Annotated in this window: 10 protein-coding genes; 2 read left to right on the forward strand and 8 right to left on the reverse strand. The window is 70.0% G+C overall.

What is annotated here, in order from left to right; translation table 11 throughout:
- Position 1: 1 nt before the first annotated feature.
- Together BMX85_RS18160 and BMX85_RS18165 are read left to right on the forward strand one after the other, a co-directional pair.
- Positions 2-2,212: a GNVR domain-containing protein gene (locus BMX85_RS18160; protein ID WP_090321264.1), complete on the forward strand. Its 2,211-nt coding sequence runs from the start codon at positions 2-4 to the stop codon at positions 2,210-2,212.
- A 266-nt stretch (positions 2,213-2,478) separates the two neighbouring features.
- Positions 2,479-4,827 (forward strand): DUF1565 domain-containing protein, encoded by a 2,349-nt coding sequence (locus tag BMX85_RS18165; RefSeq protein WP_090322165.1) that lies wholly within the window; start codon positions 2,479-2,481, stop codon positions 4,825-4,827.
- 64 nt (positions 4,828-4,891) lie between these two features.
- Here BMX85_RS18165 and BMX85_RS31495 read toward each other — a convergent pair whose 3' ends face one another.
- From BMX85_RS31495 to BMX85_RS18205, 8 genes are all read right to left on the reverse strand, one after another.
- Entirely contained in the window at positions 4,892-6,760 is a 1,869-nt protein-coding gene (locus BMX85_RS31495; RefSeq protein WP_090321267.1) for a sugar transferase, read from the reverse strand.
- The gene (locus tag BMX85_RS18175; protein ID WP_090321270.1) at positions 6,754-7,965 is read right to left on the reverse strand and encodes a DegT/DnrJ/EryC1/StrS family aminotransferase; all 1,212 of its coding nucleotides are present in this window, start codon (positions 7,963-7,965) and stop codon (positions 6,754-6,756) included. The genes BMX85_RS31495 and BMX85_RS18175 overlap by 7 nt, the downstream gene beginning before the upstream one ends.
- A 19-nt stretch (positions 7,966-7,984) precedes the next feature.
- Positions 7,985-9,226 (reverse strand): glycosyltransferase family 4 protein, encoded by a 1,242-nt coding sequence (locus BMX85_RS18180; RefSeq protein ID WP_090321273.1) that lies wholly within the window; start codon positions 9,224-9,226, stop codon positions 7,985-7,987.
- A gap of 70 nt (positions 9,227-9,296) precedes the next feature.
- A complete protein-coding gene (locus BMX85_RS18185) occupies positions 9,297-10,085 on the reverse strand; it encodes a polysaccharide deacetylase family protein (RefSeq protein ID WP_229210551.1) in 789 nt (262 codons plus the stop codon).
- Positions 10,082-10,789, reverse strand: coding sequence for a hypothetical protein (locus tag BMX85_RS18190; protein ID WP_090321275.1), 708 nt, complete (start codon positions 10,787-10,789; stop codon positions 10,082-10,084). The genes BMX85_RS18185 and BMX85_RS18190 overlap by 4 nt, the downstream gene beginning before the upstream one ends.
- A gap of 7 nt (positions 10,790-10,796) precedes the next feature.
- Positions 10,797-11,504 (reverse strand): hypothetical protein, encoded by a 708-nt coding sequence (locus BMX85_RS18195; protein WP_090321278.1) that lies wholly within the window; start codon positions 11,502-11,504, stop codon positions 10,797-10,799.
- 24 nt (positions 11,505-11,528) lie between these two features.
- Positions 11,529-12,800 (reverse strand): hypothetical protein, encoded by a 1,272-nt coding sequence (locus BMX85_RS18200; RefSeq protein ID WP_143068025.1) that lies wholly within the window; start codon positions 12,798-12,800, stop codon positions 11,529-11,531.
- Positions 12,787-14,169 carry an oligosaccharide flippase family protein gene (locus tag BMX85_RS18205; RefSeq protein WP_177196807.1) on the reverse strand — a complete coding sequence of 461 codons (1,383 nt, stop codon included), beginning with the start codon at positions 14,167-14,169 and terminating at the stop codon, positions 12,787-12,789. Before BMX85_RS18205 ends, BMX85_RS18200 begins: the two co-directional genes overlap by 14 nt.
- Positions 14,170-14,177: the final 8 nt, after the last annotated feature.

Here is a 14,177-nt window from a genome sequence, read left to right on the forward strand (position 1 = left end):
CATGAACGACGCTTACGACAACCCGCCACAACTGCGCTCGCTGCGCGGCATCGCCGCGCCGACCCGGCTGATCGAGCGGATCGACCCGCTGCCCGAGCCGGACCCGGCCGCGCTGCCGTGGCGCGCCTACTTCCACACGCTGCGGGCGCGGCGCTGGCTGGTGCTCGGCGTGGCCGCGCTGTGCACGTTGGCGGCGCTGGCCTACGCGCTGGCCGCGCGTCCGGTGTACGAGGCCAACATGCTGCTGCACGTGGAGGAGGACACGCCGAACGCGTCGAAGAACATCCTCAACGACGTCTCGTCGCTGTTCGAAACCAAGAAGGCGGCGATCGCCGAGATGGAGGTGCTGCATTCGCGGCTGGTGGTGGCGCGCGCGGTCGACACGCTGCGCCTGTACATCGACGCCCGGCCGCGCTATTTCCCGCTGGGCGGCGAGTGGATCGCGGCGCGGCGCGGCGGCGCCTTGTCCGAACCCGGCCTGCTCGGGCGCGGCGGCTATGTGTGGGGAGGCGAGAAAATCGAGGTCGCCAGCTTCGACGTGCCGGACGCCATGTACAACCAGGACTTCACCGTCACCGCGCTCGGCGGCGGGCGCTACCGGCTCAGCGACAGCAAGCGGCGCCCCGTGCTCGAGGGCGAGGCCGGGCGGGCGGCGCACGCCGCCGGCCCCGACGGCGCCATCGACCTGATGGTGACGCGGCTGCGCGGCAATCCCGGCGCCCGCTTCACTGTGCGGCGCAGCTCGCGCCTGGCCGCGCTCGAGCAGGTGCAGGGCGCGCTGCAAATCGCCGAGCAGGGCAAGCAGTCGGGCGTGATCTCCGTCAAGCTGCACGGCGCCGAGCCGCAGCAGGTGTACGCCACCCTGACCGAGATCGGCAGCGAATACATGCGGCAAAACCTGGCGCGCCGCACCGAGGAGGCGCAGAAGACGCTGGCCTTCCTCGACCGCCAGCTGCCGGTGCTGCGCCACCAGCTCGAAAGCGCCGAGGCCAGCTACAACGGCTACCGCAGCAGCCACGCCACCGTCAACCTCGAGCACGAGGTGCGCATCGCGCTCGACACCCTGGCGGCGGCGCGGACGCGGCGCAGCACGTTGGCGCAAAAGCGCGCCGAACTGCTGGGGCGCTACACCGACGAGCACCCGCTGCTGCAGGCGCTCAACCAGCAGGGCCGCGAGACCGCGCACGAGATCGACGCGCTCGAGGCGCGCATCAAGCGCCTGCCGCTGGTCGAGCAGGAGCAGGCGCGCCTGGCGCGCGAGGTCAAGGTCAGCACCGACCTGTACACCGAGCTGTTGAACACGGCGCAGCAGTTGCGGCTGGTGGCGGTGGGGCGGATCGGCAACGTGCGCATGGTCGACATGCCGGTGGCGCCGGAGCGGCCGCTCAAGCCGAACCGCTCGCTGATCGTGGCGCTGGGCATGGTCACCGGCCTGTTCCTGGGCGCGCTGGCGGCCTTCGCCAGCAAGGCCGTCGGCGGCGGCATCGACGACCCCGAACGCATCGAGGCGATGCTGGGCGCGCACACGGTGCATGCGACGATCCCGCACAGCCACAGCCAGGACCGCTTGCGGCGCCAGGCGCGCAAGCGGGCGCCGCTGCTGTTGGCGCAGGCGGCGCCCGACGACGCGGCGGCCGAGAGCCTGCGGGCGTTCCGCGCCGCGCTGCAATTCGTGTTGCCGCACAGCCGCAACAACGTCGTCAGCTGCCTGGGGCCGACGCGGCGCGTGGGCGCCTCGTTCGTGTCGGTCAACCTGGCGTTGCTTCTGGCCTCGGGCGGCAAGCGCACCTTGCTGATCGACGCCGACCTGCGCGACGGCCGCCTGCACGAGTATTTCGGCATCGAGCGTTCGGGCGGGCTGGCCGAGTGCCTGGCCGGCGCGCTGCAGCCGCACCTGGCGCTGCGCCACGGAGTTGCCGACCATCTTGATTTTATTCCTTGCGGCAGCGTGCTGCCGCAACAGACGGAGCTTCTGCAGCACCGCCATCTGGGCGCGCTGCTCGCGTCGCTCGGTGCCCGCTACGATGTGGTGCTGATGACGGCGCCGCCGGTGATGGAGGCGGCCGACGCGCTGGTGGTCGGCGCCCACGCCGGCGCCGTGTTCCTGGTCACCCGCGCCGGCGTGACCACCGAAGGCCAGCTCAACGCGGCCGTCAAGCGGCTCAACCGGGCCGGCATCGCGCCGCACGGCGTGCTGTTCAACGACGCCTGACGCGCCGGCGCGGGGACCGCCATCCCGCCGTCCCGCCGTCCCGCCGTCCCGCCGTCCCGCCGTCCTGTGCCGCTCTGCGCGCTGATGTCCCGCGCTGTTGCCCTGCGGAGTTAGCTGTGCTGTTTTTTATATTGTTACCAGCGCGTTTTGACGTGGTTTTTTTGTTGTAATAAAGTCTTGTCAGAATTTTTTTCTAAAAGCATTGAACTATAGAATTTGATTTAGATCAAACCTTCCTCATTCACTTCATGAACGAGGAAAGTCTGATGAACAATTCTGTCAACTACCTGTCCCAAGGGAGCGCCACGACCATCGGTCTGGGCGCCTGCGCGATGCTGCTGGCCGCTTGCGGCGGCGGCAGCGGCGGCGATGAAGGCAAGCCCGTGGCCACGGCGGCGCAAGCGCCGGTGCTGGCCGCCAGCGTCACGTACAACGGCGCGGCCGCTGCCAGCGAGCTCTATGTTTCGACCACAGGTTCAGACAGTAACCCCGGTACCCAGGCGGCGCCGTTCCTGACGATACGGCGGGCGTCGCAAGCGGCCACGCCCGGCGCCATCGTGCACGTCGCGCCCGGCGTTTACGCCGGCGGCTTCGTCACCAACACCAGCGGCACGGCCACTGCGCGCATCAAGTACGTGTCGGACCGCAAGTGGGGAGCGAAGCTGGTGCCGCCGGCCACGTCGACCACGTCGTCGGCGTGGGACAACCGCGGCGACTACGTCGACATCGTCGGCTTCGAGGTCGACGGCGGCACGGCGCGCGCCGGCACGGTGTGGACCACCGGCATCTATACCGGCGGCTCGTTCGGCGGCGTGTACGGCACCCGCGTGCATCACATCGGGCGCGGCGCCTGCGCTTCCGGCGGGGGCATCGGCGCCGACAGTTATTTCAAGGGCAGCGCGCATGACGTGAGCGGTAACATGGTGCACGACATCGGCGCCAACGGCTGTCGCACCATGTACGGTGTCTATGTCAACAGCGCTGGAACGGATGTCAAGAACAATATCATCTACGGCGTCTCGGACGCGGCGGTGCGCCTGTGGCACGACGCCTCCGGCGTGGACGTCGTCAACAACACCATCTTCGCCTCGAACACCGGCGTGGTGGTGGGCAGCGGCGACTATTACCACGCGACGGCGGCGGGGGACAATTCGCGCGTGACCAACAACATCGTCTACGACACCGTCTATGGCGTGGTCGAACAGGGCAATATCGGCGCACACAACACCTATGCGAACAACCTGATGTTCCAGCAGTCATCCCAAGGCTACCTGCTCCTGAAGGGCGTGGCGGTGGCGACCATCGCGGCCGCGCCGCAGTTCGTCAACTACGTGCGCACCGGCGGCGGCGACTACCATTTGCGCGCGAACTCGCCGGCGATCGACAAGGGCCTGGCCGTCGACGCGCCGCCGCGCGACTTCGAGGGCAGGGACCGCCCGGTCGGGGCCGGCGACGATCTCGGCGCCTACGAGTATGCCGGCGCCACGCCGACGCCGACCCCGACCCCAACGCCAACGCCAACGCCAACGCCAACGCCGACCCCGACCCCGACCCCGACCCCGACGCCGACGCCGACGCCGACCACCGCCAACCACCTGTACGTGTCGACCGGCGGTTCGGACAGCAATTCCGGCGCGCAGGGCTCGCCGCTGAAGACGATCGGGCGCGCCGCGGCGCTGGCCTCGCCGAACACCACCGTGCACGTGGCACCGGGCAATTACGCCGGTGGCTTCAGGACCAACGCCAACGGCACCGCGAATGGACGCATCTACTACGTCTCCACCACCAAGTGGGGCGCGAAAATCGTTCCGCCGGCGAACTCGAGCAGCAGCGTGGCCTGGGACAATCGCGGCAACTACGTCGAGATCAATGGCTTCGAGGTCGACGGCAGCGCCTACCAGAGCGGCACCAAGTGGCGCAGCGGCATCTACAACGGCGGCTCCTACGATGTCATCCGCAACAACCGCGTGCACCACATCGCCCAGAACATCGCGTGCGACGGCACCGGCGGCTCGGCCATCGGCGTCGATTCCTACTACAACGGCGTCAAGGGCGATATCATCAACAACTTCGTCTACGACATCGGTCCAGCCGGTTGCAGCCATGTGCACGGCATTTACGTGAGCACCACCGGCAGCGTGGTCGGCAACGTCGTCTACCGCGTCGCGCAGGGCGGTATCCACTTGTGGCACGACGCCACCGACGTCATCATCGCCAATAACACGGTGGCCAACACCGGCATCGGCATCATCGTCGGCGGCGGCGACTTCTACAACAGCAGCGCCGGCGCCGACAACACCCACGTGGTCAACAACATCGTCTACGACAACCGCTACGGCATTTCCGAACAGGGCAAGACCGGCACGCACAACACCTACCGCAACAACCTGGTGTACCAGAACGTCAACTATAACTTCAGTTTGCGTAACGGCCTGGTGGCCAGCGGCACGGTCAGCGCCGATCCGCAGTTCGTCGCGTACACCCGCACCGGCACGCCCGACCTGCACCTGCGCAGCACCTCGCCCGCCAAGGGCGCCGGCACCACCACCTACGCGCCGGCGTACGACATCGAGGGCACGCCGATGCAGCCGGTCAGCATCGGCGCGTACAAGTAACACGCGGATAACGCCAAGAGCAGGCGGGCGGCGGCGAACCAGGCCGCCGCCGGCGGGCCGGCCACTAGCCGGCTTCGCCCGCCGCCGGCGCCCGCAGTTTGCTGCCGACCCGCCCCGGCAGCAATTGCTTGATGAAGCGGCGCAGCCTGGCCGTCTGCGCCTCGAACGGCAGATGGATCAGGTAGGAGAGCGAGACGACGATGGCCAGCATGGCGGCATACACCGCGATGCTGGCCGGATCGCCGGTCGACAGCAGCGCGCCGCCACGGTAGGCCCACAGCATCCGCAGTAGCGGCACATGCAACACATATAAAGTGAACGAGAAACCGGCCAGGAAGGCGCCGGCCGCCGCCAGCGGCCGCATCGCCGCCGGATCGCGGCGTCCGGCGCCGCACAGGCACACCAGGAATACCGCGCTGTACAGCAGGTCCGGCGCCAGCGCGCGGCCGTCGACGTCGCCATCCTGGCCTTGCAGACGCAACACCACGGCCAGTGCGCCGAACAGCAGCCAGCACGCGCCGCGCTGGACCCGGCCGATATCGAGCCGCACGCGCGAGGCGGCCGCGCCCATCAACCACACCAGGAAGTACAGCACGATGCCGGCGCTGAGGCAGAACGCCAGCGCCACCGCCGCGGCGGCGGCGGCCAGCCGCCAGCGCGTGTCGCCGGGACGCATGGCGAACACCAGCAGCGGGAACAGCGCGTAGTACCAGGTCTCGTAGGCCAGGCTCCACAAGGGGAAGTTGCCGCCGAAGGCAGGTACGGCCATCGTCTGCACGCCGGCCAGGTTGCCCAGCAGGGTGGCCAGCGACCACGGGCTGGCGTCGGCCAGCCGCGCTTGGCCCGCGTCCAGCTCGCCGGTGGCCAGGCCGAGCAGCAACATCAGCACGAACGCCGGCAGCAACACGATCCACAGGCGCGTGACGCGGTCGATGGCGTAATCGCGGATGGCGTGCGGCGTGCCGATGCGGTCGAGCAGACTGCCGCCGACCAGCCATCCGCTGAGCACGAAGAACACCACCACCGCCTGATGGGCGAAGCCGGTAACGAACGACAGGCCGAGATACCACAGCGGCGGCTCTTGCAAGGTGCTCAGGCCGGGGAAGACCTGCGCCCGCAGATGCGCTGCCGCCACCTGCAGCGCCGCCAGGCCGCGCAGCAGCGCGATCAGCGGCGACTGCCAGTCGTGCGGCCCCAGCCGGCTCTCGGCGAGCAGCCGCAGGCGCGGCCGGCGCCCCGTGCGCGCATTTGCCGGCATCGCCGCCGGCGTGCCGGCGTGCATGGCGTGCCGGCCGCCCGGCACGGGCGCGGCGCCGTGCGGCGTTGCCGGGGCCGGCCGCCCCGACAACAATGCGCCGACCGTGTGCAACAGGATGCGCAGGTCCGTGGCCAGGCCGCGCTGCTGCACATAGCGCACGTAATAGTCCAGCTTGACCGGCAGCACTTGCTGCACGTACGTGCGCTCCGGATCGGCCGCCCGGCGCAGGATCTCGCCCTCGTCGCGGAAATGGATGGCGGCCCAGTCGGTGATGCCGGGCCGCACCGACAGCACGATGTCGCGCACCGCCGGCGGATAATGCGCGACATAGCGCGGCACCTCGGGACGCGGCCCGACCAGGCTCATCTCGCCGCGCAGCACGTTCAACAGTTGCGGCAACTCGTCGAGCTTATGCCGGCGCAACAGCAGCCCGGCGCGGGTGGCGCGGGCGTCGTCGGCCAGCGACAGCAGGCCGGCATCCTCGGCCGAGGCGTGCATCGTGCGGAATTTGATGATAAGGAACTGCACGCCGTTGCGTCCGACCCGGCGTTGGCGGTACAGCACCGGCCCGGCCGAGTCGAGCTTGATCCACGCCGCCACCGCCAGCATCAGCGGCGCCAGCAGCAACAGGCCGGCCGCTGCGGCCACGATGTCGAACAGGCGTTTGATTAACATAGCAGCTCCGTCAACGTGGCGATGACGCGCGTCTGGTCGGCGTCGCCCATGCGCGTGTACAAGGGCAGCGTCAGCAGCGATTGATAGCTGGCCTCGGCGCGCGGAAACTGCGCCGGCCGCAGCGCGTAGCGCTCGCGCCAGTACGGGTGGCGGTGCAGGGGGATGTAGTGCACGCTGGTGCCGATGCCGCGCTCGGCGAGCAGCTCGATCAGCCGGTCGCGCGCCAGCGGCGCGGCCGCCGTCAACCGCACCGGATACAGGTGCCAGGCGTGCTGGCCGCCGGCGCCGCTGTCGGCGTCCGGCGGCAGGCGCAGCGGCAGTTCGCGCAGGCACTCGGCGTAGCGCGCCGCCAGCGCCTGGCGCCGCGCCAGGAAGCGCTCGATCTTGCGCAACTGCTGGCAACCGATGGCCGCCGCGATGTCGGTCATATTGTATTTGTAGCCGGGCGCGACGACCTGGTAGAACCACGCCGGGCGGCGCGACGTGTAGCGGTCGAAGGCGTCCTCGCTGATGCCGTGCAGCCGCATGACGCGCACGCGCCGCAGCAGCGCCGGGTCGCGGCACACCACCATGCCGCCTTCGCCGGTGGTGATGGTCTTGTTGGCGTAGAAGCTGAACACGGTGGCGTCGCTGTCGAGCGTGCCGACGGCGCGGCCCTTGTACCGGGTGGGGAAGGCGTGCGCGGCGTCCTCGACCACGCGCAGCCCGTGGCGCCGGGCCAGCGCCAGGATGGCGTCCATGTCGCAGGCCAGGCCGGCGTAGTGCACCGGCACGATGGCGCGCGTGCGCGGCGTGATGGCGGCGGCGATGGCGTCCGGGCAGATGCACAGGGTGCGCTCGTCGACGTCGACCAGCACCGGGTCGGCGCCGAGGTAGCGCACCACCTCGGCGGTGGCGGTGAAGGTCATGGTCGGCACGATCACCTCGTCGCCGGGACCGATGCCGAGCGCCTCGAGCGCCAGGTGCAGGCCGGCGGTGGCCGAGTTGACGGCGACGGCGGTGACGCCGCCGCCGAGGGCGTCGGCGAACGCCTGTTCGAAGCGGCGGCTGACCGCGCCGGTGGTGATCCAGCCCGAGCGCAGGCACTCGAGCACGGCGGCGGCCTCCTCGTCGCCCAGGTCGGGCAGCGCGAACGGCAGGAAGTCGGCGCCGGGGGCGGCCGGCGGGCGGGGCGCCGCTTCCAGCGGCGGGCGGGATGAGGGCATGATGTCTCCTTGGTGGGGGTCAGTGCGGCGGCGCGGCGCAGGCGGCCAGGAAGCGGTCCGCCAGCAGCGCGTAGTTGAGGTGGGCGCGCGCGTAGCTGGCGCCGCGCTGGCCCAGCGCAAGGCGGCGCGCGGCCGGCAGCGCCGCCAGGGCGGCGATGGCGGCGGCCAGCGCGGCCGGGTCGTCCGGCGCCAGGCTTGCGCCGCACCCGGCCTCGGCCACCGGATCGTTGGCCGCGTCGACCGCGTGGATGATGGGCCGGGCCGCCATCATGTAGTCGCCCAGTTTGTTGGGGGAGATGCCGAAGCGGTACAGCGGCTGGCGCCGCCAGCCGAGGTAGGCGAGGTCGAAGCCGCGCAGCAGCGCCGGCATGTGGCGCTTGGCCAGCGGGTCGAGGAAGTGGACGTCGCGCAGGCCGGCGGCGGCCGCCTTGCGCCGCAGCGCCTGCTTGTCGGGGCCGGCGCCGACCAGCACGAACGCCAGCGGCCGCCCTTGCAGCAGCGCGGCGGCGTCGATCAGGGTATCGAGCGCGTTGGCCAGGCCGTGGCTGCCGGCGTAGCCGACCACCGTGCGGCCCTGGCGGCGCAGCCCGGCCAGCAGGTCCGCCGCCGGCGCCGGCAGCGGCACCGGCGGCAGGTCCCATTCGTCGAGGTCGACGCCGTTGGGCACCACGTGCAGCTTGTGCGGCGCCATGCCGCGCGCGGCCATGTGGGCGCCGGCCTTGGGCAGGATCGAGATGACGGTGTCGGCGTGGCGGTAGGCGTAGTCCTCGGCCGCCTGCATCAGCACGATGAACGGGTGCCAGGCCGGCATGCCGCCCAGTTCCATCGGCGACAGCGGCCACAGGTCGTGCACCTCGAACGCCAGGCGCGCGCCGGCGAGCGCGGCGATGCGGCGCGCCGGCCAGATGTCGGCCGGATAGGTGCTCGAGGCGATCACCAGGTCGGGCCGGAAGTTGCGCGCCAGCCGCGGCGCGCCGCGGTACAGCGCGGCGACGAAGGCGGCCATGTTGGCCGCGCGGCCCAGGCCGTTGCCGCGGTAGGCCGGCGTCGCGTGCCAGCGGTAGTCGATGCCGTCGATGGTCTCGTCGAGCACGCGGCGGCCGTTCAGTTCGGGCGCGCGCGCGCGCAGGTGCGAGCTGGCCGCCGCCACGATGCGCACCCGGTGGCCGGCGCGCACCCACGCGCGCGCCAGGTAGTACGGCCGGTACTCCATGCCGTGCCGCACCGAGCCGGCGTAGTGGTTAATCAGCAGTATGTTCATCGGCGGGTCCTTGTCGGAGGCGGGTGGTGGCCGGTGGCCGGGTGGCGGTGGAGGTCGCGGCGGCCGGCCGTCACCAGCGCCAGGCCTCGACCAGGCGGCGCAGGTTGTGTCCGCTGCTGGCGCTCCAGTTGGTGCGCCATTGGGCCGGATGGGTCAGCAGGCAGATGCGGCTGTAGGCGCCGAGCGCCTTTTGCGGCGGCATCGGGTGGAAATACTGCGGGTGCGGGCGGTCGCTGATGTACAGGTCAAAGCTCGACAGCAGTTCCCGGTCGTAGCTTTCGCAGGCGATGCCGCAGCGCGCGCGCAGCGGGGCGTCGTCCAGCAGCTCGTGGTTGATCATGCCCAGGCGCCGGTTGGCGAAGTCGCCATGGCTGGCCACCGTCTGTAGTTTGCTGCCCAGCTGCTGTTCGATGCGGCGGAAGTTGCGTTCGAACTGGGCGCGGATCTCGGCCATGTGGGCGCGCACCTGGGCCGGATCCTTCAGGTGGGCTTGCTTGGCGTAGGTGGCGATCTCCTCGTAGTGGTAGCTGGCCTCGCTGCCATAGCGCTCGATGTCGCGCATCAGGCCGAAGTCCAGCGTCGACAGGCGGAAGTAGTAGCTGGCGCGCACGCCGTGCTTTTGTTCCAGCTCGAACATGCGGCGCGCCGTCGGCAGGTCGGTGTCGATGTCGTGGCGGTGCACCAGCACCCGGCCGCCGCCGGCGCGCCCGCCGCGCAACGCCGCCAGCCACGCGCGCACCGACGTCTGCCGGTAGCCTTCGTGGCGCGCGTGTTGCAGCAGCGCCTCGTAGTGCGGCAGCCGCGACGGCATCAGGTAGTCGCTGTAGAGGCGGTTGAGGACGGTGCGCATGATGTTCATCGCAGGCTGTAGCGGGCACGGTAGGGGGTGAAGCCGAGCATGGTCTTGAACTGGCGCAGGCCGGGCTGGGCGCCGAAGAAGGTGTCGTACATCAAAAACTCCGGACCGTCGCCGGCCTGCAGCTCCATCAGCAGCAGGCCGACGATGTCGGTCACCAGCAGGTGCATGACGCCATCGTTGTTGCGGTAGCCCATCAGTTGCGAGAAGGCGGCGAAGTTGCCGAAGCGGCCGATGTTGCAGTAAGCCATCAGCTTGCCCTCCTTGTTGAAGACGCCGAAGTAGCGGTAGTGGCTTTGCGTCTCGTAATGGAACTTCTTTTCCCGGTAGCTGGCGTCCATCGGCCGGCCTTGCCGGCTGTCCAGGCTGGTGTTGATGGCGTGGATGGCGTCGATATGGTCGTTGCGGTCGATCTGGGCCAGCGCGTAGCCGCGCCGTCGCGCCTTGCTGACATAGGTGGCGGCGCGGCTTTGCCCGGTGATGCCGTCAAGGTAGGCGAGCGGTGCGGCCAGCCGGCGCAGGTCGATCAGCGCCACGCCCAGCTGCTTGTAGCCGAACACCTTGTACTTCGGATGCGGACTGGTGAAGCGCCGGTGCGTCTCCCGCACGTCTTCCGGGTTGAAGCTGGTGTCGAAGCACAGCTTGGCGACTGGCAGCCTTACCACGTCGAGCACCAGCTTACATTGGTTGGCGAGCTTGTTGATCATGATGTCCTCAGCAGATGGAGTAGCGAATGCGGTAGGGCTGGAAGCCCAGCTTTTTCTTAAAGTTGCGCAAGCCGGGCAACGCGCCCAGATAGGTGTCGTACATGAGGTAGTTGAGGCGGCCGTCGTCGATCAGGCGGCAGGCGATGTCGGCCAGCAGCAGGTACATGACGCCGTCGTTGTTCTTGTAGCCGAGCAGGCGGTCGGTGGCGGCGAAGTCGCCGTAGACGCCGACGTCGCCGTAGGCCACCAGCCGGCCCTCCTTGTCGAGCACGCCGTAGTGGCACAGCCCGTCCGACGGGTAGCGCTCGGTCCGGGCGGCGTAGGCCGGGTCCATCGGCCGGCCCTGGCGCTCGCCGGCCGAGGTATTGATGCCGTGGATGTCGTCGATGTAGTCGTTGCGGTCGATTTCGACGACGGTGTAGCCGCGTTCGCGGGCGCGGCGGCTGTGGTAGCCGGCGTAGTCGCGCCGCCGCAGCGCGTGCAGATAGGCGGCGCCGCTGGCATAGGCGCGCAGGTCGATCAGCGCGATGCCGATCGACTTGTTGCGCACCAGCCGGTAGCGCGGATGCGGCCGGGTGAACAGGCGGTGGGTATGCCGCACCAGCTCGGGATTGAGGGCGGTGTCGAAGCGCAGCCGCGCCGGCGGCAGCCGGGCGACCTCGGCGGCGATGCGCAGCAGCGCCCGCAGGCGGGCGACGTGGTCGGAGATGTTCATGGCAGCGCGCCCAGGTGGACGATTTCAGGCATCATGGCCTCCGGAGCGGTAGCGGGCGTAGGCGCCGAGCGCGGCGCCGATCAGCATGTCGCTGAAATAGTGCGACATGCTCAGCAACAGCAAGGTGACCCCGAGCATCGACCACGCCAGCACGAAGCGCCGGTCGCGGCTGGCGCGCCCGCCCAGCACGTAGCCGTGCACGGCCATCTGGCCCAGCGGATAGATCAGCAACGCCAGCAGCCCGAGAAAGCCGAACAGGCCCAGGTCGACCCAGGCCGACAGGATGTTGTGCGCATAGTTGCCGGCCGCGTAGCTGGCGTAGTCGCCCAGGACCGGGTGCAGCTCGATGCTGCGCAGCGCCTGCTCGGTCAAATGGTGGCGGGCGCTGACCGACGACGAACTCGACGGATCGAGCAGCTCCAGCGTGCGGTTGCTGGGCACGGCGGCCAGGATGCTGTCCAGGTTGAACTTGAGCAGCAGGAACACCAGCAGCAAGCCCGCCAGCATCGCCATGCGGTGGCGTGCGGCGTGGAACTCGATCAGCGGGATCAGGAACAGCAGCGCGCCGAACTCGCTGCGGGCGGTGTTGATGTACAAGGTCGGCAGCCCGAGCGCGTACAGCGCCCGGCGCAAGCCGCGCTGGCGGGTGCAGGCCAGCATGACCACCAGCGGCATCAGGTAGGAGCGCGAGAAGCCCTGGTAGGTGGCGACGCTGTCGGGATCGCGCGCGGCGCCCAGCACGGCCAGGTAGAACGCGCCGTCGACCGAGTAGCTGAACACCACGGCCGACATCGCGGCCAGGCTGGCTAATTGGGTCAGCCGGAAGCGCCGGCTCTCGAAATCCAGCGTCTTGAAGATGATGAACAGGCTGAGGATATAGACGATGGCCAGCACGTGGGAGGCGAGGATGCCGGCGTCGGCGCTGCCCGCGTTGCAGGCCATCACCGCCGCGAAATAGGCCAGGAAACCGAGCAGGGCGGCGTCGACGGCGTGCAGGCGGTAGGCGTGCGCGCGCAGGCGGCGCAGGTAGCACAGCGACAGTAGCGGAAACATCAGCAGCGCGACGATGGCGAAGTAGCCGCCCAGGAAGGCGCGGATCATGCCCAGCCCCAGCAAGGTCTGATAGGCGAAAAAGCCGGGGAACAGCAGGAAGAAGGCGAGCTCGGCGCAGGCCGGGCCGGGCAGGCCGGTGGGCGCGGTCCGCGCGCCGGCCGCGCGGCGTGGCGGCGCGTCCGGCGCCGCGGCGGCGGCGGCGGCGCCGGCGGCTTGCACGGCGGGACGGTCAACGGGCAGCATGCAGGCCGCCGGTCGGGTTGCGGTTGACGCTGTAGCGGTACGACATGCGCAGATACAGCAGGTACAGCAGCGAGTAACCGATGGTGTAGGCCAGCACGTTCTGCTTGAGCGTGAGCGGGGCGGCGAACACGCCCACGGTCATGACGAACAGCGCGATTTGCCACACCAGCTCGATCTTCTGCCGGCCGGCGACGAAGAACACGTAGCTCAGCGGACTGGCCAGGAAGTTGAGGAAATACAGCGGCGCCAGGATCTGCGCCAGCTCGCCGGCGCCGCGCCAGGCCTCGCCGAAGGCGAAGGCGAACAGCGCCGGCGAGGCCAGCAGCAGGATCAGCGACGGCGCGCAGCCCAGCAGCAGCAACACGCGCAGCGCATGCATGTAGGCGGGGCGGCAATTGCCGGTGTCCTGGAACTGCCGCACCGATTCGCGTTTGAACACCTCGTGCACCGACGCCGCCAGCAGCGAGATCGGCGCGGCCAGCACGCGCTGCGTCAGCGCGAACAGTCCCGCGGCCATCACGCCGTGGCGGGCGCCGATGATCAGCAGCGGCAGCTGGCCGACGCCGGTGTTGAGCAGATTGGCCGGCAAGGTGAAGTTCCACAGCGCGCGGTGGGTGCGCAGGAAGGCGCGCTGGGTTCTGGACGGGAACAGCGCAGACAGGCCGTGGCGCGACAGCCGGCGCAGCAGCGCCAGCGCCCTGGCGCGCAGGCCGTCGCGCCAGGCCCGCCAGTGCGGACCTCGCGTCCACGCGCGCCACGCCGGCGCGCCGGCGCGCCGGCCGAGCGGCGGCTGGAGCAGGATGCGCGCGGCCACTAGGCCCAGCGCCAGTCCGATCAGGTGGCCGGCCTTCAGCGCGTCGGCGCCGGCGCCCACACTGAGGATGCCCAGTTGCGCCAGCGCGATGCCGCCCGCCGCGACGATCCGGGCCTTGGCGGCCGGGGCGAAGGCGTTGTGCGAGGCGGCGTAGGCGAGCGTGGTTTGCATCGTCGCCGTCAGCCAGGCGGCGATGCCCACGGTCAGCGCGCCCATCCAGGACATGCTGGTCAGGCAGCTCATTTTGGCCACGGCGGCGGCCACCGTCAGCAGCAGCGCCAGCCAGGTCGCCGACCAGGCCACGACGCTGAAGCACAGATGCTGGCGCTGGCGGCGCTGGTCGAAGATCATCGCGTTTTCCATGCGCAGGGTGGCGATCACCGACGCGATGGCGACCACGCCGAACCAGACGCTGAAGGCGCCCATCTCGGCCGGCGTGCACAGGCGCGTGATCAGCGGCGCGGCCAGGATCGGCAGCGCCTGCGCCGCCACCGAGCCGCTCATCACGGTGAGCAGATGCTTCCAGAACGTGGGCAGGTTGGACAGCGTAGGCATGGCGCGAT

Origin of the sequence: Duganella sp. CF517 (assembly GCF_900110275.1) — a bacterium.
In the GTDB taxonomy this organism is placed as follows: domain Bacteria; phylum Pseudomonadota; class Gammaproteobacteria; order Burkholderiales; family Burkholderiaceae_D; genus Rugamonas.

Coding starts and splice junctions, on each gene's coding strand:
- BMX85_RS18165 (WP_090322165.1), top strand. CDS start 2,479: ATGAACAATTCTGTCAACTACCTGTCCCAAGGGAGCGCCACGACCATC.
- BMX85_RS18205 (WP_177196807.1), bottom strand. CDS start 14,169: ATGCCTACGCTGTCCAACCTGCCCACGTTCTGGAAGCATCTGCTCACC.
- BMX85_RS18175 (WP_090321270.1), bottom strand. CDS start 7,965: ATGCCCTCATCCCGCCCGCCGCTGGAAGCGGCGCCCCGCCCGCCGGCC.
- BMX85_RS18195 (WP_090321278.1), bottom strand. CDS start 11,504: ATGAACATCTCCGACCACGTCGCCCGCCTGCGGGCGCTGCTGCGCATC.
- BMX85_RS18180 (WP_090321273.1), bottom strand. CDS start 9,226: ATGAACATACTGCTGATTAACCACTACGCCGGCTCGGTGCGGCACGGC.
- BMX85_RS18160 (WP_090321264.1), top strand. CDS start 2: ATGAACGACGCTTACGACAACCCGCCACAACTGCGCTCGCTGCGCGGC.
- BMX85_RS18190 (WP_090321275.1), bottom strand. CDS start 10,789: ATGATCAACAAGCTCGCCAACCAATGTAAGCTGGTGCTCGACGTGGTA.
- BMX85_RS31495 (WP_090321267.1), bottom strand. CDS start 6,760: ATGTTAATCAAACGCCTGTTCGACATCGTGGCCGCAGCGGCCGGCCTG.
- BMX85_RS18200 (WP_143068025.1), bottom strand. CDS start 12,800: ATGCTGCCCGTTGACCGTCCCGCCGTGCAAGCCGCCGGCGCCGCCGCC.
- BMX85_RS18185 (WP_229210551.1), bottom strand. CDS start 10,085: ATGAACATCATGCGCACCGTCCTCAACCGCCTCTACAGCGACTACCTG.